The 16,551-nt window shown below is 54.0% G+C and carries 18 protein-coding genes; 5 read left to right on the plus strand and 13 right to left on the minus strand.

The window, feature by feature from the left end; genetic code table 11:
- Positions 1–164: 164 nt before the first annotated feature.
- The 4 genes from sseA (at position 165) to GPJ68_RS18050 (ending at position 5,001) form a co-directional block, all read left to right on the plus strand.
- Positions 165–1,025: a 3-mercaptopyruvate sulfurtransferase gene (gene sseA, locus GPJ68_RS18035; RefSeq protein WP_172860648.1), complete on the plus strand. Its 861-nt coding sequence runs from the start codon at positions 165–167 to the stop codon at positions 1,023–1,025.
- 163 nt (positions 1,026–1,188) lie between these two features.
- Entirely contained in the window at positions 1,189–2,730 is a 1,542-nt protein-coding gene (locus GPJ68_RS18040) for a PTS transporter subunit EIIC (RefSeq protein ID WP_016157133.1), read from the plus strand.
- Between the two features lie 11 nt (positions 2,731–2,741).
- Complete coding sequence (locus GPJ68_RS18045; protein WP_016157134.1) at positions 2,742–4,103, plus strand: 6-phospho-alpha-glucosidase; 1,362 nt, start codon at positions 2,742–2,744, stop codon at positions 4,101–4,103.
- Positions 4,104–4,230: 127 nt separating this feature from the next.
- Entirely contained in the window at positions 4,231–5,001 is a 771-nt protein-coding gene (locus GPJ68_RS18050) for a MurR/RpiR family transcriptional regulator (RefSeq protein WP_104651157.1), read from the plus strand.
- 18 nt (positions 5,002–5,019) lie between these two features.
- Here GPJ68_RS18050 and sseB read toward each other — a convergent pair whose 3' ends face one another.
- From sseB to trmJ, 11 genes are all read right to left on the minus strand, one after another.
- Complete coding sequence (gene sseB / locus GPJ68_RS18055; RefSeq protein ID WP_104651156.1) at positions 5,020–5,796, minus strand: enhanced serine sensitivity protein SseB; 777 nt, start codon at positions 5,794–5,796, stop codon at positions 5,020–5,022.
- 70 nt (positions 5,797–5,866) lie between these two features.
- Positions 5,867–7,150: an aminopeptidase PepB gene (gene pepB / locus GPJ68_RS18060; RefSeq protein WP_016157137.1), complete on the minus strand. Its 1,284-nt coding sequence runs from the start codon at positions 7,148–7,150 to the stop codon at positions 5,867–5,869.
- Between the two features lie 60 nt (positions 7,151–7,210).
- On the minus strand, positions 7,211–7,411 hold the full coding sequence (gene iscX / locus GPJ68_RS18065; protein WP_003037694.1) for a Fe-S cluster assembly protein IscX: 201 nt from the start codon (positions 7,409–7,411) through the stop codon (positions 7,211–7,213).
- Between the two features lie 11 nt (positions 7,412–7,422).
- A complete protein-coding gene (fdx, locus tag GPJ68_RS18070; protein WP_003037690.1) occupies positions 7,423–7,758 on the minus strand; it encodes an ISC system 2Fe-2S type ferredoxin in 336 nt (111 codons plus the stop codon).
- A 1-nt stretch (position 7,759) separates the two neighbouring features.
- Positions 7,760–9,610, minus strand: coding sequence for a Fe-S protein assembly chaperone HscA (gene hscA / locus GPJ68_RS18075; protein WP_016157138.1), 1,851 nt, complete (start codon positions 9,608–9,610; stop codon positions 7,760–7,762).
- Positions 9,611–9,625: 15 nt separating this feature from the next.
- Positions 9,626–10,141, minus strand: coding sequence for a co-chaperone HscB (gene hscB, locus GPJ68_RS18080; RefSeq protein WP_016154008.1), 516 nt, complete (start codon positions 10,139–10,141; stop codon positions 9,626–9,628).
- Between the two features lie 108 nt (positions 10,142–10,249).
- Positions 10,250–10,573, minus strand: a complete 324-nt coding sequence (iscA, locus tag GPJ68_RS18085; RefSeq protein ID WP_003835203.1) for an iron-sulfur cluster assembly protein IscA — start codon at positions 10,571–10,573, stop codon at positions 10,250–10,252.
- 20 nt (positions 10,574–10,593) lie between these two features.
- A complete protein-coding gene (iscU, locus tag GPJ68_RS18090; RefSeq protein WP_002913991.1) occupies positions 10,594–10,980 on the minus strand; it encodes a Fe-S cluster assembly scaffold IscU in 387 nt (128 codons plus the stop codon).
- A gap of 26 nt (positions 10,981–11,006) precedes the next feature.
- Positions 11,007–12,221 carry a cysteine desulfurase gene (iscS, locus tag GPJ68_RS18095; protein WP_003835233.1) on the minus strand — a complete coding sequence of 405 codons (1,215 nt, stop codon included), beginning with the start codon at positions 12,219–12,221 and terminating at the stop codon, positions 11,007–11,009.
- 167 nt (positions 12,222–12,388) lie between these two features.
- Positions 12,389–12,880 carry a Fe-S cluster assembly transcriptional regulator IscR gene (iscR, locus tag GPJ68_RS18100; RefSeq protein ID WP_005120405.1) on the minus strand — a complete coding sequence of 164 codons (492 nt, stop codon included), beginning with the start codon at positions 12,878–12,880 and terminating at the stop codon, positions 12,389–12,391.
- A gap of 217 nt (positions 12,881–13,097) precedes the next feature.
- Entirely contained in the window at positions 13,098–13,829 is a 732-nt protein-coding gene (gene trmJ / locus GPJ68_RS18105; RefSeq protein WP_016157139.1) for a tRNA (cytosine(32)/uridine(32)-2'-O)-methyltransferase TrmJ, read from the minus strand.
- Between the two features lie 118 nt (positions 13,830–13,947).
- Here trmJ and suhB point away from each other — a divergent pair, with 118 nt between their 5' ends.
- Positions 13,948–14,751, plus strand: a complete 804-nt coding sequence (gene suhB, locus GPJ68_RS18110; protein ID WP_046275219.1) for an inositol-1-monophosphatase — start codon at positions 13,948–13,950, stop codon at positions 14,749–14,751.
- A gap of 68 nt (positions 14,752–14,819) precedes the next feature.
- Here the strand turns inward: suhB and GPJ68_RS18115 are convergent, their stop codons facing one another.
- Both GPJ68_RS18115 and GPJ68_RS18120 read right to left on the minus strand, forming a co-directional pair.
- Positions 14,820–15,800, minus strand: coding sequence for a nickel/cobalt transporter (locus GPJ68_RS18115; protein WP_049041547.1), 981 nt, complete (start codon positions 15,798–15,800; stop codon positions 14,820–14,822).
- Positions 15,791–16,429 (minus strand): DUF1007 family protein, encoded by a 639-nt coding sequence (locus tag GPJ68_RS18120; protein ID WP_019077386.1) that lies wholly within the window; start codon positions 16,427–16,429, stop codon positions 15,791–15,793. The genes GPJ68_RS18115 and GPJ68_RS18120 overlap by 10 nt, the downstream gene beginning before the upstream one ends.
- Positions 16,430–16,551: the final 122 nt, after the last annotated feature.

The following is a 16,551-nucleotide window of genomic DNA, read 5'->3' on the forward strand; positions in this document are numbered from 1 at the left end:
CTATTATGCGTCAGATTTTCGGCTGTGGAAGCCAGTAACTGTTCTACGTTGTCCTATTTTTTCGTGATTAATGTGGATTCGCCTGACAAATCAGCCTCTTTTACTTGTCGCATTGCCCTAAACATCCGACAATTTGCCAAAACCTGGTAAAAATGGAGATGCCTATGACCACCGCCTTTTTTGTCGCTGCCGACTGGCTTGCCGAACACATTGACGACCCGGAAATACAAATTCTTGATGCCCGGATGGCACCTCCAGGACAGGAAGATCGCGATGTTGGCGAGGAGTATCGTGCAGGCCATATTCCTGGCGCAGTCTTTTTTGATATTGAAGCGCTTTCCGACCATACGTCACCGCTACCGCATATGATGCCGCGACCGGAAGCCTTTGCCGTAGCGATGCGCGAATTGGGCGTTCATCAGGATAAACACCTGGTTGTCTACGATGATGGCAACCTGTTTTCCGCGCCACGCGCATGGTGGATGCTGCGGACATTTGGTGTCGAGAATGTCTCCATTCTGGCGGGCGGTCTGGCTGGCTGGCAGCGCGATGAGCTAATGCTCAAAGAAGGAAATGAGGATTTACCGGAAGGTGAATTTAACGTGGCATTTACGCCTGAAGCGATTGTGCGCGTTACCGACGTACTGCTGGCCAGTCATGAAAAAACGGCGCAGATCGTCGATGCCCGACCGGCTGCGCGTTTTAATGCCGAAGTTGACGAGCCGCGTCCGGGCCTCAAGCGTGGCCATGTGCCTGGTGCGCTTAACGTACCGTGGACAGAGCTGGTTCGTGACGGTGAACTGAAAACTACCGACGAACTGGATGCTATTTTCTTCAGCCACGGCGTAAGCTTTGACCGTCCCATTATCGCTAGCTGCGGCTCAGGCGTTACGGCGGCGGTGGTTGTGCTGGCGCTAGCCACGCTGGGCGTTTCTAACGTCGCATTGTATGACGGTGCATGGAGCGAATGGGGCGCGCGCAACGATTTACCGGTAGAACCGGCCGCCCATAATCCCTCTGCTTAACCCTCCCCCTGCTGTTACCCCGCTCACAACGCATAACGTTACATGTAACGTTATGCGTCATTTGTTTTTAAAACAACCAGATAGCTGGAATTCTCCCCTTTGACGCTGCTAACTTTGTCCTGTTTTCGCACTCTGATGTGCGGTTCATATAAGAGAGAACATGATGAAAAGAGCTGTCAATGCCCTACAAAATTTTGGCAAATCGCTCTATGGTCCGGTGCTCATTCTCCCGATCGTGGGCTTGTTCATTGCCTTCGGTAACGTCCTTAGCAATGGCAATCTTGCGCAATATTTGCCTTTTCTCGCTCATCCCATTTTACAAAACAGTGGTCAGTTAATTGCGAAATCCGCCGTATCTGTACTGGCAAATCTGGCGCTGGTTTTCGCCGTCGGCATTCCCATTGGCCTTGCCACCCGTGATAAAGGTTATGCGGCCTTGACAGGTCTTGTCGCTTTTATTGTTTTTATCAACGCGATGAACGTCACGCTTCAGCTACGCGGCGATCTGGTTGCGACGGATCAGATGCGCGGTGCGGGTCAGAGTATGGTGCTTGGCGTGCAGGTGCTGGAGATGGGCGTTTTTGCCGGGATTTTGCTGGGCGTCGTGGCAGGTTATCTCTATAACCGCTATTCCGGCGTGCAGTTCAGCGGTGCGATGGCGATTTACTCAGGCCACTGTTTCGTCGCCATCATTATTCTGCCCACCTCAATGCTTCTCGGCGTAGCGATGAGCGAACTGTGGCCTTTCGCTCAGCATGGCATCAGTACCATGGCGTTGACCATTAAAGACGCTGGACCTTACGGCGTCGCTATTTACGGTTTTCTTGAACGCATTCTGGTGCCGACCGGACTACACCACCTGGTTTACACGCCGTTTCTGTATACCGAACTGGGCGGCACTGCCGAGGTTTGCGGTAATGTGTATCAGGGGGCGCGCAACATCTATTTCGCCGAGATGGCCTGTCCGACAGTGGCACAGCTCAGCAATACGGTGGTGTGGGACGCTCGCGGCATCAGTAAAATGTTTGGCCTGCCTGCCGCCGCGCTGGCTATGTATATGACGGCCACGCCACAACGCAGGGCTGCCGCGAAGGCCATTCTGCTCCCCGCCGCGCTGACCTCATTACTGGTCGGCGTCACCGAGCCCATTGAGTTTTCCTTCCTGTTTGTCGCTCCGCTGCTGTTTGTGGTACACGCGGTGCTGACCGGCATCGGCATGATGCTGTTTTCTCTGCTGGATGTTCACGCCATCGGCGCCAACGGCGTCATTGACTTCATTCTCTACAACCTGCCGCTGGGCGTCGAAAAGGCTAACTGGCCGATGTACATCGCGGTCGGGATGATGATGTTCGTTCTCTACTTCGTCATCTTTCGCTTTCTTATCCGCTATTTCGATATGAAAACGCCAGGTCGTGAGGAGGACGCGCGGGAGACACGTTTGTACAGCAAAAAAGATTATCAGGCAAAAGGCCGCGATGATTCTGGCGAAGCCATTATTGCCGGGCTGGGCGGTCGCGCCAATATTGAAGTGGTTGATAACTGTTACACCCGTCTGCGCGTCACCGTGAAAGATATCGCCATCATCAACGAGCCGCAGCTCAAAGCGACCGGCGCGAAAGGCGTCATTAAACAAGGTAATAACGTTCAGGTGGTCTACGGACTGCACGTTAAGAAAATGCGAGAAGCCGTAGAGGCGTTTCTCTGAAGGAGCCAATCATGTTTACCCCCCCTTTTATTTTATCCATTGCTGGCGGTGGAAGCACTTATACGCCCGGGATTGTCAAAAGTCTGATGGTGCGTCTTGCCGATTTTCCGCTGGCTGAAATTCGTCTGTATGACATTGACGAAGCACGTCAAAGCACCATTGCACCGGTGGTTGAAAAAGTGATCCGCGATCACAGCCAGTCAATTAAATTTACCGTAACCCGCGATGCGCAAACGGCCTTTCGCGGGGCGCATTTTATTTTCTCGCAGATGCGCGTAGGCCAGTACAAAATGCGCGAGCTGGACGAAAAAATCCCGTTAAAACACGGCGTCGTCGGCCAGGAGACCTGCGGCCCCGGTGGTTTAGCCTACGGGCTACGCACCATTCTGCCGATGGTGGAACTAATCGATCTGGTCGAACGTTTTGCCGATAAAGCGGCGTGGATTGTCAATTACGCCAATCCGGCGGCGATTGTGGCAGAGGGGGTACGTCGCTTACGCCCGAACGCGCGGGTTCTCAATATTTGTGATATGCCGGTCGCTGCAATGCGTAACATGGGTGCGATTCTGGGCGTTGACCGTCATAAGCTGGAGGTGGACTACTTCGGCCTTAACCACTTTGGCTGGTTTACCCGCGTGCGGGTTGATGGCGAAGACCAGCTCCCGGCGTTACGGCGGCATATCGCTAAATTCGGCCTGCTGACAGAAGATGCCGCACAAACGGATCCGCAGCATGCCGATCCTTCATGGGTCAAAACATGGCGTAACATCAAGCCGATCATGGACAACTTCCCGGAATATCTGCCGAATCCGTATTTACAGTATTACCTGATGTCGGAACAGATCGTGGCCCATCAGGATCCAGATCACACCCGGGCCAACGAAGTGATGGAGGGGCGTGAGAAGAAATTATTCGCCGCGGCTCAGGAATACCAGAGCACGGGGATTTTGCCCGATGCGTTTCACGTCGGAGTTCACGGCGCGTTTATCGTTGATGTCGCCTGTAGCCTGGCTTTTGATTTACGCCAGCGTCACCTGGTGATTGTTGAAAACAGAGGCGCGATTGCCAATCTGCCCTATGACGCGATGGTCGAAGTACCTGCGTACATCACTTCACAGGGAGCTGAACCGGTTCGCATGGGGGCAGTACCGTTGTTTCACCAGACGCTGCTGATGCAACAGCTGGCCTCAGAGCAACTGCTGGTTGAGGCCGCCATTGAAGGCAGCTACGAGAAGGCACTACAGGCTTTCACGCTGAACCGGACGGTGCCAACCATGGTACATGCCAAAACCCTCCTTGATGAGATGATCGAGGCTAACCGGGACTACTGGCCAGCGCTGAAAAAAGCCTGGCAGGAGGGGGAATTGCGCTAAAGTCTGGTGCGGAAGACTTGTCGGTGTGGATGAAAACACCGACAATTCCGCGAATTGATGAAAACGGAGGCCCAATGACTATCCCATATTTCTCCCTTCCTGCCCGGCAAGTGAAACCGGCCTGATCATGGACAACCGGCTTGCCTCTCTGCTGACGCGCGGAGAACCGCTTACCCGCGCAGAGTACCGTGTGCTGGCGCACCTGACACAGCATCCGCTGCTGGTAGGTAACATCACGGTACGTGAGCTGGCCCAGGCGACTTTTGTTTCCACGGCCACCATTATGCGGTTGTGTCAGAAACTGGGCTTCAGCGGTTTCAGTGAGTTTATATGGCACTGCAAACAGCTGCTCTCCGATACGCCGCACATCGCAGCGCAGGCCGCGGAGAGCGGCGAGTTACCGGCGATGCTTAGCCGTTTCGTCGCCAACTATCAGCTTACTTTTCAATGGAATACCCAAGAAAAACGTCGCCGTTTTGTTGATTTATTACGGCAAAAGGAGAGTTTCTTTCTGTATGGCGCCGGATTTTCCTATCTGTTTGCGGAGTATCTGACCAAAAAATTGCAGGTTCTCGGTAAGACCGCTTTTATTTCCGGGCCAGGTGACAGCCGGAACATCTTTCTCAGTAATGCCGCCCGCTATCAGGTATTCGTCGCGGTGTCACGCAGCGGCGAAACGGAACAGGTTATTGATAAAGTCAGGATTGCGCAAAACGTTGGCATGACGATTGTGGCCTTTACCCGTGCGTCGGCCAATTCGCTGGCGAGCATGGCGGATTTGCACTTTGCGCTATATGACGAAGCGGTACACTTTGCCGCTGAGGCCGCCGGAGTGACCTCTTTTGAATCGAATCTGGTGCTACTCATGGATTTGTTGCTGCTGGAAGCAACGGGGTGAGCGCTCACCCCGAATGCCTCAGATAATCCGGTTCTGTTTGAAATCGCGCAGGAAACCGCCCCAGCGGCGTTCGTAGAACGGTGCGATGTGCTCAGTGATAAAGTGACTCACGCCCTTCTCACCTTTCTTCACCTGGCAGATATCAATGGGTTCATCACCCGGCAACGTATCGGTCGCGACGCTACCCGCAGCATGGATGATCTCTTCAATATCACCTTCAGCTTCAATACCAATCAGCAGATTCGGCTGGGCTTCCGCACTTTCTTTGATTGAACAGAGAAATGCGCGTTTTACCGGCTTAATGGTTTTAAACAGCGTGGTCAGTGAGTCAATCATCTGCGCCGGAGGTTCGGCGACTTCAGAAAGGAGCAGCGATTCACCACCTTCCAGTACTTCCTGGGTGCTTAGCGGATTACCCTCTTCCCCCATCAGCAGGCTGATTTCACGCGGCATAAACTCTTTGCCGGTCGGCAGTTTAGCGTTGAGAAAGAGCGTTTCGCCAAGCGTCATTTCAAATAGCGTACGCACCGGCATAACGACAAATGCTTGCTCATCTTCAACCGCCTGTTGCAGGGCTTCCAGGGAGGTGAAGAACGGGATCACGGTCGTGCCGTCTTCTTTTTCCCAGTGTTGAAGGTCGAGGGCACTGTCTTCTACTACCGCCTCGCCTTCTGCGGCAGTACCCGGCACCCAGACGGTGGATTCCAGTAAAGTACGGAAAAATGCCGGACGATGCGCAGGCTCTGTCGCTGCTTGCTCCAGCAACGTTTCTAATGCATTTTTTGTTTCGGACATAAGTATCACAAATTGGATGAATACATGTAAGCCGGATAAGCGTAGCGCCATCCGGCAATACAGTCATGAATTATGCGGTCAGCAGATTCGCGATGGTGCGCACACCCAGACCGGTTGCGCCCGCAGACCACTGCTCAACCGGCGCTTTGCGATAGGTTGCAGAACAATCGATGTGCAGCCAGCCTTGCTGGTAATTTTCCACGAAATGGGACAGGAAGCCCGCCGCGGTGCTTGCACCCGCTGGGTAGGCCGCACTGCCGGTATTGTTCAGCTCGGCAAAATTTGACGGCAGTTGGCTACGGTGGAACTCTGCCAATGGCAAACGCCAGAACGGCTCGTTTTCTTGCGCCGCACTTGCCAACAAACGCGCGGCCAGTTGGTCATCAAAGCTAAACAGCGCGTGGTAATCGTTGCCCAGTGCGGTTTTCGCCGCGCCGGTCAGCGTGGCAGCATCAATGATCAATTCAGGTTTTTGCGCGCTGGCATCGATCAGGCCATCGGCCAGTACCAGACGCCCTTCAGCATCGGTATTCATCACTTCAACTTTTTTACCGTTGCGATAGTGAATGATATCGCCAAGCTTAAAGGCGTTGCCGCTGATCAGGTTATCCGCGCAGCACAGATACAGCTTCACACGCTTGTTCAGGCCACGGGTGATGGCAAACGCCAGCGCGCCGGTGACCGTTGCCGCACCGCCCATATCGGACTTCATTGAGTCCATAAATGCGCTTTGCTTGATACTGTATCCGCCAGAGTCAAAGGTAATTCCCTTGCCAACCAGGCAGGCATAAACTGGAGCTTCTTTGTCGCCAGTCGGGTTGTAATCCAGCGCCAGCAGCACCGGCGGACGTTCAGAGCCTCGACCCACGGTATGCAGCCCCATGTAGTTCTGCTCGCGCAGATCTTCACCTTTGGTGATACGGTACGAGACGTTGTCGCAGGCCACGCCGCACAGCAGGTCTACCGCGCGTTGCGCCAGCTGTTCCGGGCCCAGCTCTTCTGCAGGTGCGTTAATGGTATCGCGCACCCAGTCAATAATCTTCAGACGGTTATCCAGCTCTTTGCGCTGCGCCTCGTCCAGAGCGGCCCACTCAACTTTGCGGGTGCCTTTTGGTCCTTTGTAACCCTGCCAGAACGCCCAGCTACGTTCGGTATCCCAGCCTTCACCATCCAGTTGGACATGTTTAATACCCAGGCCGTCAATTTTACGCGCGGCGCGCTGGATAAGGCTGAGATCATCTTTTCCGTTCAGGTGCAGGGTAATACCGTCATTATTAATGCTGTATGTCGCCTTTTCACCCCAGCGAGCGTCAGCGGGTTGTGTGGAAAGCGTAATTTTCATGGCTTCTGTCATTTTATTTATCCTTATTTCGCGCATACAGGAAAACGGGCCACCCGTGGGCAGCCCGTTGACTTATTCGGCTTCGTCCAGCCAGACCAGTAAAATGGCCTCAAGGATTTTTTCGTTCGATGCCTGTGGATCATCATCGAACTCTTCCAGGTCACAGATCCATTGGTGCAGATCGGTGAAACGAACGGTCTTGGGATCGAGATCGGGGAACGCGTCGTACAACGCCTCGCCGATTTCGCGGCTATCGGTCCACTTCAGTCCCATACTACCCTCTGTTAATGCTCACGTGCATGATTGATTGTGTAACGTGGGATTTCGACCACTAAATCGTCCTCGGTTACCCGTGCCTGACAGCTTAAACGGCTCTCCGGCTCCAGTCCCCAGGCTTTATCCAGCATGTCGTCTTCTTCTTCTGTGCTTTCCGGCAAAGAATCAAAACCTTCACGTACGATGCAGTGGCAGGTCGTGCAGGCACAGGATTTTTCACAGGCGTGTTCAATCTCGATACCGTTACGCAGGGCAACGTCGAGAATGGTTTCGCCGGTCTCAGCTTCCAGAACTGCGCCATCGGGACAGAGATCCTGATGAGGCAAAATAACAATCTTTGGCATATTAAACCTCGTCCACGGAATGGCCTTTCAGCGCGCTACGGACGGATTTGTCCATACGGCGAGCGGCGAATTCCTGGGTTTGTTTGTCTACGTTTTTAATGGCTTGTTCTATCGCGTCAACATCGTCACCCTGTGCTACCTCGCTCAAGTGCGCAGCAGCGGTGTCGATAGCCTGACGTTCTGCGGCGCTTAACAGCGCGGCATCAGCGTTCAGCGCACCGGATAAACTCTCCAGTACGCGTGCCGCTTCGACTTTCTGTTCTGCCAGCATACGAGCTTTAACGTCCTGCTCGGCAAAACTCATCGAATCCTGAATCATGGAGGCGATTTCACTGTCGGTCAGACCGTAGGACGGTTTGACCTGAATCGAGGACTCAACGCCGGTGGATTTCTCCATAGCGGTGACGCTCAGCAGCCCATCAGCATCGACCTGGAAGGTCACGCGGATATGCGCGCCGCCTGCCGGCAACGCCGGGATACCGCGCAGCGCAAAACGCGCCAGTGAACGACAGTCCTGCACCAGCTCACGCTCGCCTTGCATCACGTGAATGGACATCGCGGTTTGGCCATCTTTAAACGTGGTGAAGTCCTGCGCACGCGCCACCGGGATAGTGGTGTTACGCGGGATCACTTTCTCCACCAGACCGCCCATGGTTTCCAGTCCCAGAGACAGCGGGATAACGTCCAGCAGCAGCATTTCGCTGTCCGGTTTATTCCCGACCAGAATATCCGCCTGGATTGCCGCACCGATAGCGACCACTTTGTCCGGGTCGATAGAGGTCAGCGGCGTACGGCCAAAGAATTCACCGACGCGTTCACGTACCAGCGGCACGCGCGTTGAACCACCGACCATTACCACTTCCAGCACATCCTGCGGCTCAACGCCCGCATCTTTCAGCGCACGGCGGCAGGCCAGCAGCGTACGTTTAACCAGTGCGGAAATGAGTTCATTAAAGGTTTCACGGGTGATTTCACCCTGCCATCCCGCCACGTTAACCGTCACAGAATCGGCGTCGCTGAGTGCGATTTTCGCTGCAATCGCGGCATCCAGCAGCTCGCGCTGTACGCGGTTATCGCTGCGATCGGCAACGCCCGCCTGCTCGCGAATATAGTCGGCCAGCAGATGGTCAAAATCGTCGCCGCCCAGCGCGGAATCACCGCCGGTCGCCAACACTTCGAACACGCCGCGACTCAGGCGCAGAATAGAAATATCAAAAGTACCGCCGCCAAGGTCATAGACCGCGATCACGCCTTCCTGACCGGAATCCAGGCCATAAGCGATCGCCGCAGCGGTCGGTTCGTTCAGCAGACGCAATACGTGCAGGCCCGCCAGACGCGCGGCGTCTTTCGTCCCCTGACGCTGTGCATCGTCAAAGTAAGCCGGAACGGTGATCACTACGCCATCCAGTTCGCCGGACAACGATTCGGTTGCCCGCGCGGCCAGCGCTTTCAGAATGTCAGCGGATACGCGCACCGGATTAAGCAAACCGGCAGCGGTTTCAATCATCGGCAGGCCGTTTTCGCTCGCCTGGAATGAATAAGGCAGATGTGGGTAACGCGCCTGGATATCCGCCAGAGAGCGGCCCATCATGCGTTTTACCGAGCTGACGGTGTTTGCCGTATCCAGCGCAGCATTGGCGCGGGCATCGTAACCGACCGAGTAGCCCTGCTGCTGATAGTGAACCACTGACGGCAACAGGTGGCGACCTTCATGATCTGCCAGCGTTTCGGCCTGGCCGCTGCGTACGGTCGCAACCAGGGAGTTGGTGGTGCCTAAATCAATACCGACCGCCAGACGACGCTGGTGCGGCGCGGCGCTCAGACCAGGCTCACTAATTTGTAATAAGGCCATTTTCGCTTCCGGAAATTAAAAATCGAGCAGTTTTTCTTCGAGTTGTTCTGCACTGCTTCGCAGTTTATCGAGAAAACGCAGCTTACGCACGGTATCTGCCGCTGCGTCCCACGTCTCGCTATCCAGCTGTTCCACCATCAGTTGATGGCGAACGTTGTACATTTCGCTGACGCGTTGCATAAACGCATCCAGCCGTTGATTGTCTTTTGCCTGTTCAATCTCGTCCAGCTCTTCGCGCAGCTCCAGCTGTTCCATCAGAAACGCGGTATCGCGCACCGTGTGCTGCTCGCTGCGGATATCAAAGCCGTGTAAAGACAACAAGTATTCGGCGCGCATCAAAGGATGACGCAGCGTTTGCCAGGCCTGGTTGATAGTGGCGGACTGCGAAACCGCAGCAAGTTGTTCCGCCTGAGAACCGCTGGCGAATTTATCAGGATGATACTGACGTTGCAGATCCTGAAAACGTAGGCTCAGCGCCTGAGTATCGAGCTGATAACGGGCCGGTAAGCCAAAGAGGGTGAAGTAGTCCATAACATTCTCAGGGCATCGATTCTCTGTTGTTCGATGAGGCAAAACCAGAGAGTCAGGTAAAACAAACCCCACGCGCAGGCGACCACGGTGGGGTTATCAGTAAGCGCGTTACACGTGGAAGCTTTCGCCGCATCCACATTCGTCTTTCACGTTCGGGTTAGTGAACTTAAACCCTTCGTTCAGACCTTCTTTGACGAAGTCTAACTGCGTACCGTCGAGGAATTGCAGGCTCTTACCGTCGATCACGACTTTTACGCCTTTGTCTTCAAACACGGTATCTTCAGCCGCCGGCTCGTCAACAAATTCCAGTACATAAGCCATACCTGAGCAGCCGGAGGTTCTCACGCCCAGACGCAGACCAAACCCTTTACCGCGGTTTGCCAGGAAGGTATTTACACGCGCTGCTGCACTGTCGCTTAAGGTAATCGACATAATAAAACCTCAACTCTTAATTATTTTGCTTCACGTTTGCTTTTGTAATCCGCAATCGCGGCTTTAATCGCGTCTTCAGCCAGAATAGAGCAGTGAATTTTCACCGGTGGCAGTTCAAGCTCGTCGGCGATATCGGTATTTTTGATCGCCTGTGCTTCGTCCAGAGATTTCCCTTTTACCCATTCGGTAACCAGAGAGCTGGAGGCAATAGCGGAACCGCAGCCGTAAGTCTTGAAACGCGCGTCTTCAATGATACCCTCATTGTTGACTTTGATCTGCAACTTCATCACGTCGCCACAGGCCGGTGCACCCACCATGCCGCTGCCCACGTTCTCGTCGCTGTTGTCAAAAGAGCCCACGTTACGTGGATTCTCGTAATGATCGATTACTTTTTCGCTGTAAGCCATGTTGAATTCTCCTTATGTGCGCCGAATTAGTGATGTGACCATTCAATACTGTTCAAATCCACGCCCTGTTTGAACATTTCCCACAGCGGGGAAAGGTCGCGCAGGCGGCCAATGGAGTTGCGAACCAGATTGATGGCGTAGTCAATCTCTTCTTCGGTAGTAAAACGACCTAAAGAGAAACGAATTGAGCTATGTGCCAGCTCGTCGGTCATCCCCAGCGCGCGCAGCACGTAGGATGGCTCCAGGCTTGCAGAGGTACATGCAGAACCGGAGGACACAGCCAGGTCTTTCAGCGCCATAATCAGCGACTCGCCTTCAACAAAGTTGAAGCTAACGTTGAGAATGTTCGGTGCGCCCTGCTCGAGGTCACCATTGAGGTACACCTCTTCCATATCTTTCACGCCGTTCCACAGACGGTTACGCAGACTGCGCAGGCGCGCCATCTCGGTTTCCATCTCTTCTTTGGCGATACGGTAAGCTTCACCCATCCCAACGATTTGGTGCACAGGCAGCGTACCGGAACGCATACCGCGCTCGTGACCGCCGCCGTGCATCTGCGCTTCAATACGAATACGCGGTTTACGACGAACGTACAGCGCGCCGATACCTTTCGGGCCATAAATTTTGTGACCAGAGAAGGACATCAGGTCAACTTTCAGTTGGCTCAGATCGATAGGCAGTTTGCCCACGCTCTGGGTTGCATCAACGTGATAGATGATACCGCGGGCACGGCACATTTCGCCGATGGTTGCGATATCCTGTACCACGCCGATTTCGTTGTTAACGTGCATGATGGAGACCAGAATGGTGTCGTCACGCATTGCCGCTTCAAGTTCTTTCAGGTCGATAATGCCATTACGCTGCGGGGCGAGGTAGGTCACTTCAAACCCTTCGCGCTCCAGCTGACGGCAGGTGTCCAGCACGGCTTTGTGTTCGGTTTTGCTGGTGATGATGTGCTTGCCTTTTTTCTGGTAAAAGTTGGCTGCACCTTTAATCGCCAGGTTATCGGATTCCGTCGCACCGGAAGTAAAGACGATTTCACGCGGATCGGCACCGACCAGATCAGCGATCTGATTGCGGGCGATATCTACCGCCTCTTCAGCTTGCCAGCCGAAACGGTGTGAACGGGAAGCTGGGTTACCAAAGTTTCCGTCCAGGGTCAGACACTGCATCATTTTCTCGGCAACACGCGGGTCCACCGGCGTGGTTGCGGAGTAGTCGAGATAGATCGGTAATTTCATTGCTCTATAAACTCCGTACATCGCTTCAATGCAAGGAACCAGGCAACCGGCTGGATGTACGACCGAGTTAACGGGGCGTCTGGCACCCCGGCCTGATTCTGAAATACTTTTTACGCTTCATCTTTCTGGCTGCCTTGATGCAACCAGAAGATATTGCGTAATTTTTATTAGGCACGCAGTTTGACGTCGATAGCGTCTTGCGTGCGAGTGCTGCGTGGAGCGTCATGTGTGTGCTGGCGACCAGACACATCCAGGACTTCCTGATTATTCACCAGTTCGCCCAACGTAATGTTGTTGAGGAAACCGGTCAGACGATCGCTCAGATCGCGCCACAGCGCGTGGGTCAGGCATTTATCGCCGCCCTGACAACCGCCTTTGCCCTGGCAACGGGTCGCGTCTACAGACTCGTCAACAGCGCTAATCACTTCACCTACTGCGATGCTGCCGGCATCTTTACCCAGCAGATACCCGCCGCCTGGTCCACGTACGCTGGAAACCAGACCGTTTTTACGCAAACGGGAAAACAGCTGCTCCAGATATGACAGGGAAATTCCCTGACGTTCAGAAATATCAGCCAACGGTACCGGGCCCGTTTCGGAGTTGAGCGCAACGTCCAACATTGCGGTCACGGCATAACGCCCTTTTGATGTCAGTCTCATGTCTTACTTAGCCTCAAACTCGCCCCTGCCCGGGGTTTTTTATTGTAAAATGGGGGTATTGCATAGCAGGGGCAAGTCTGACATTCCCGACTAAATCAGTCAACTATTTACTTGACTAATTTAGTCAGGTATTTAACCTTCAGTGCCATTTTCACTTACTGGATGGCGCTTCGCTAATCCGGCCTGGAAATCGTGCAGCCATCCGGCATCAGGACGCTTACTTGCCTTTATTCTGCTGCTCTATAGAAGCTAAAATTCCGCGCAAAATGTTCAGTTCCTGGCTCTCAGGACGCGCACGAGTGAACAGACGGCGCAGCTTGTTCATCACCTGCCCCGGATGTCCTTCGCGGATAAACCCGGTCGACAGCAGCGTTTGTTCCAGATGACCGTAAAAACGCTCTAAATCATCGACCAGCGGATACTCAGCTTCTTCGTATTCTGCGGTCTTGTCGCTTTCCTGCGTTGCCAGCCAGGCCATGCGAACTTCATAAGAGATGACCTGCACCGCCATCGCCAGGTTGAGCGAGCTGTATTCCGGGTTCGCGGCAATGGCGACATGATAATGGCACTTCTGCAGCTCTTCGTTGGTCAGGCCAACGCGTTCACGTCCAAACACCAGCGCCACCGGCGAGTTCGTTGCTTCAGAGACGCTTTTTAAACCGCATTCACGCGGATCCAGCATTGGCCACGGCAGCGTACGGGAGCGCGCGCTGGTACCCACCACCAGGCTGCAACCCGCCAGCGCTTCATCGAGAGTATCGACGATCTGCGCGCTGCCGATCACATCGCTGGCACCTGCCGCCAGGGCGATGGCCTGGGAGTCCGGTTTAACCAGTGGATTTACCAGCCACAGATTAGTTAAACCCATGGTTTTCATTGCGCGGGCCACAGAGCCCATGTTGCCAGTGTGAGAGGTTTCCACCAGCACGATTCGAATATTTTGCAGCATTGTATTTCTTCGGCTAAAGATTATTCGGGCATATTATCATAAAACGAAGACATATTCCGAACTCGCTGCTATACTCTGCGCCGTTTTCCCGTTCTTTAACATCCAGTGAGAGAGACCGATGCATCCGATGCTGACCATCGCCGTGCGCGCAGCGCGCAAGGCGGGTAATGTAATTGCCAAACACTACGAAACGCCAGACTCTGTAGAAACCAGCCAGAAAGGCAGCAATGATTTCGTGACTAATGTCGATAAAGCCGCCGAAGCGATTATTATCGAAACAATTCGCAAATCTTACCCACAGCACACCATCATCACCGAAGAAAGCGGTGAGCATGTTGGTGAAGATCAGGATGTTCAATGGGTTATCGATCCACTGGATGGCACTACCAACTTCGTAAAACGTCTGCCGCACTTCGCGGTTTCCATCGCAGTACGCATTAAAGGCCGTACTGAAGTCGCCGTTGTTTACGATCCAATGCGTAACGAACTGTTCACCGCAACCCGCGGCCAGGGCGCACAGCTGAACGGCTACCGTCTGCGTGGCAGCACCGCACGCGATCTGGACGGTACCATCATCGCCACCGGTTTCCCATTCAAAGCGAAACAGCACGCCGCGTCTTACATGAAAATTCTTGGCAAGATGTTTACCGAGTGCGCTGACTTCCGCCGCACAGGTTCTGCTGCGCTGGATCTGGCTTACGTTGCCGCTGCACGTGTTGACGGTTACTTCGAAATCGGTCTGAAACCATGGGATTTCGCCGCAGGTGAGCTGATTGCTCGTGAAGCAGGTGCACTGGTTTGCGACTTCACCGGCGGTCATAACTACATGGCGACTGGCAACATCGTTGCAGGTAATCCGCGCGTAGTGAAAGCCATGCTGGCTAACATGCGTGACGAACTGAGCGACGCGCTGAAGCGTTAATTCAGTACAGCCCGGTGGTGTCATGCTACCGGGCTTACGTGTTGATACAGGCCGCCATCCGGCTTTGATTAAAACGGTCTAATCCCTCGCCCCACCGGCACCGCGCTCACCCACATCACTACCGCAGCAGCAATCAGCACCGCACCACCGGCTAATGCCAGCGTCGTCCAGCCAATCTGTCGCCACAGCACCGGCGCTTTATGTCCGCTAAGTCTCACCGCCAGCGAGCGGAAACTGTGTACCAGCAAAGCCAGTGACGTAATGGTCAAAGAGGTTCCTGCCGCCATCGCCAGCGCCGACGCCATGCCCCAGCTAAAAACGCCAACCACTTTGCTAAACAGTAAAACCATAATTGCCCCGGAGCATGGCCGCATTCCCATAGACAAAACGATCATCAGCCGGGCGCGCCAGTCATCACCGCTTTGCAGCTGTTCAGGATCAGGCAAATGCTGATGCCCACAGCCACATCCCTCGTGATGCACATGGTGCGGCGTGAAGGCGATAAATTTCGGGCGACGCAGTAACTGGCGCAATTTCTTCAGCGCACGGACGCACAATAAAACGCCCAACACGCCAACCAGCGCGTAACTCCCTTTCTCCAGCCAGAAACTACTCATATGTAGCTGTCGTGCAGGCAACTGCAAAATGGTGAGCACCACAACCACCAGCCCGATGGCGACCAGTCCCTGTAATAAAGATGAGGCCAGCGTCAGGCCAATACTCGACCTCAGCTTCGAGGGATGCGTTGCCAGCCAGGTGGTAATGACGACTTTTCCATGTCCTGGTCCCAACGCATGCAGCACACCATAGAGAAAACTAAACAGCAGCAGCGATCCCCCGGCCTGGGCCGGATTGGCGGCAACGGCTTTCAGCAAACCGCTCATCTGCTGGTTAACGTCGCGCTGCCAGACGACACTCTTCATCATCACCTGCGGCCAGGCCTGCCATAGCCACAGTATGCCGACTGCAGCCAGCAGTAAAAACACCGCCAGCGGCCATAGCGTGAGCCAGCGGCGTCTGGCGGCGCGTTGTTGATAAACTACGGACATTGCAGCGTCACCGTCTGTGCAAACTGTTTACCCAATTCCATATCCTCCGGCGGTGCGTCTTCTTTATCCAGCGACTGCGCAAAGCTCAGCATTTGTTCATTCGGCGTCGGCGTATGTACTGAAATACGGCATTGCTGACTTATGGCCTGCGCCAGCCAGGCATCGCTGTCTTTGTCATAGCTCATATCAACGTAGTAGGTGGGGTCGAAGGTTGAAATGGTATATTTTTGACCGCTCAGCGGCTGAGCTTCCGCCAGCGGCAACACGAACGTCAGCACTGCCTGATGTTCTTCACGCTCCATGCCATATTCCGTCGGCCTGTTTTTAAACTTTACCTTTTTCCCGTCGTGCCACACTTCGGTGAAATAGTGCTGCCCGAGGACGTTGGCCATCACTTCCGCCGCCAGTTTTTTCCAGATCTCATCACCAGGTTTGGCATTTCCCGCATCGTAAAGCAGATCTGCCGAGGTGATTTCATCCATCGTCCAGCGCATTTTTAGCGCGACGAACTGGTCATTCTCGCTCACTATCTCGGTTTTCAAATGGATAAAGCTGTGGGGATGCGCACCTGCGCCAAAGGACAGGATCGCGAGAAACAACGTCATAATGATACGTTTAACGCCTTGCATGAGTTCTCCACGAGAAAAATCTACACCGCCACAAATAATGATGCTGTGTTTGGCGAAAGTGTGCTGAGGATACCATTGAACGAAAAAATGTTGAGCCTCCTTTTCCGGTATCGATTCAGTTC

Source organism: Citrobacter sp. 172116965 (assembly GCF_013458095.1).
Lineage (GTDB): Bacteria > Pseudomonadota > Gammaproteobacteria > Enterobacterales > Enterobacteriaceae > Citrobacter > Citrobacter braakii.

Bases quoted from the DNA above. Each gene is read 5' to 3' on its own strand.
- iscR (WP_005120405.1), bottom strand. From the start codon at position 12,880: ATGAGACTGACATCAAAAGGGCGTTATGCCGTGACCGCAATGTTGGAC.
- suhB (WP_046275219.1), top strand. From the start codon at position 13,948: ATGCATCCGATGCTGACCATCGCCGTGCGCGCAGCGCGCAAGGCGGGT.
- hscA (WP_016157138.1), bottom strand. From the start codon at position 9,610: ATGGCCTTATTACAAATTAGTGAGCCTGGTCTGAGCGCCGCGCCGCAC.
- iscA (WP_003835203.1), bottom strand. From the start codon at position 10,573: ATGTCGATTACCTTAAGCGACAGTGCAGCAGCGCGTGTAAATACCTTC.
- iscU (WP_002913991.1), bottom strand. From the start codon at position 10,980: ATGGCTTACAGCGAAAAAGTAATCGATCATTACGAGAATCCACGTAAC.
- GPJ68_RS18115 (WP_049041547.1), bottom strand. From the start codon at position 15,800: ATGTCCGTAGTTTATCAACAACGCGCCGCCAGACGCCGCTGGCTCACG.
- trmJ (WP_016157139.1), bottom strand. From the start codon at position 13,829: ATGCTGCAAAATATTCGAATCGTGCTGGTGGAAACCTCTCACACTGGC.
- fdx (WP_003037690.1), bottom strand. From the start codon at position 7,758: ATGCCAAAGATTGTTATTTTGCCTCATCAGGATCTCTGTCCCGATGGC.
- pepB (WP_016157137.1), bottom strand. From the start codon at position 7,150: ATGACAGAAGCCATGAAAATTACGCTTTCCACACAACCCGCTGACGCT.
- GPJ68_RS18045 (WP_016157134.1), top strand. From the start codon at position 2,742: ATGTTTACCCCCCCTTTTATTTTATCCATTGCTGGCGGTGGAAGCACT.
- GPJ68_RS18120 (WP_019077386.1), bottom strand. From the start codon at position 16,429: ATGCAAGGCGTTAAACGTATCATTATGACGTTGTTTCTCGCGATCCTG.
- GPJ68_RS18050 (WP_104651157.1), top strand. From the start codon at position 4,231: ATGGACAACCGGCTTGCCTCTCTGCTGACGCGCGGAGAACCGCTTACC.
- sseB (WP_104651156.1), bottom strand. From the start codon at position 5,796: ATGTCCGAAACAAAAAATGCATTAGAAACGTTGCTGGAGCAAGCAGCG.
- iscS (WP_003835233.1), bottom strand. From the start codon at position 12,221: ATGAAATTACCGATCTATCTCGACTACTCCGCAACCACGCCGGTGGAC.
- GPJ68_RS18040 (WP_016157133.1), top strand. From the start codon at position 1,189: ATGAAAAGAGCTGTCAATGCCCTACAAAATTTTGGCAAATCGCTCTAT.
- iscX (WP_003037694.1), bottom strand. From the start codon at position 7,411: ATGGGACTGAAGTGGACCGATAGCCGCGAAATCGGCGAGGCGTTGTAC.
- hscB (WP_016154008.1), bottom strand. From the start codon at position 10,141: ATGGACTACTTCACCCTCTTTGGCTTACCGGCCCGTTATCAGCTCGAT.
- sseA (WP_172860648.1), top strand. From the start codon at position 165: ATGACCACCGCCTTTTTTGTCGCTGCCGACTGGCTTGCCGAACACATT.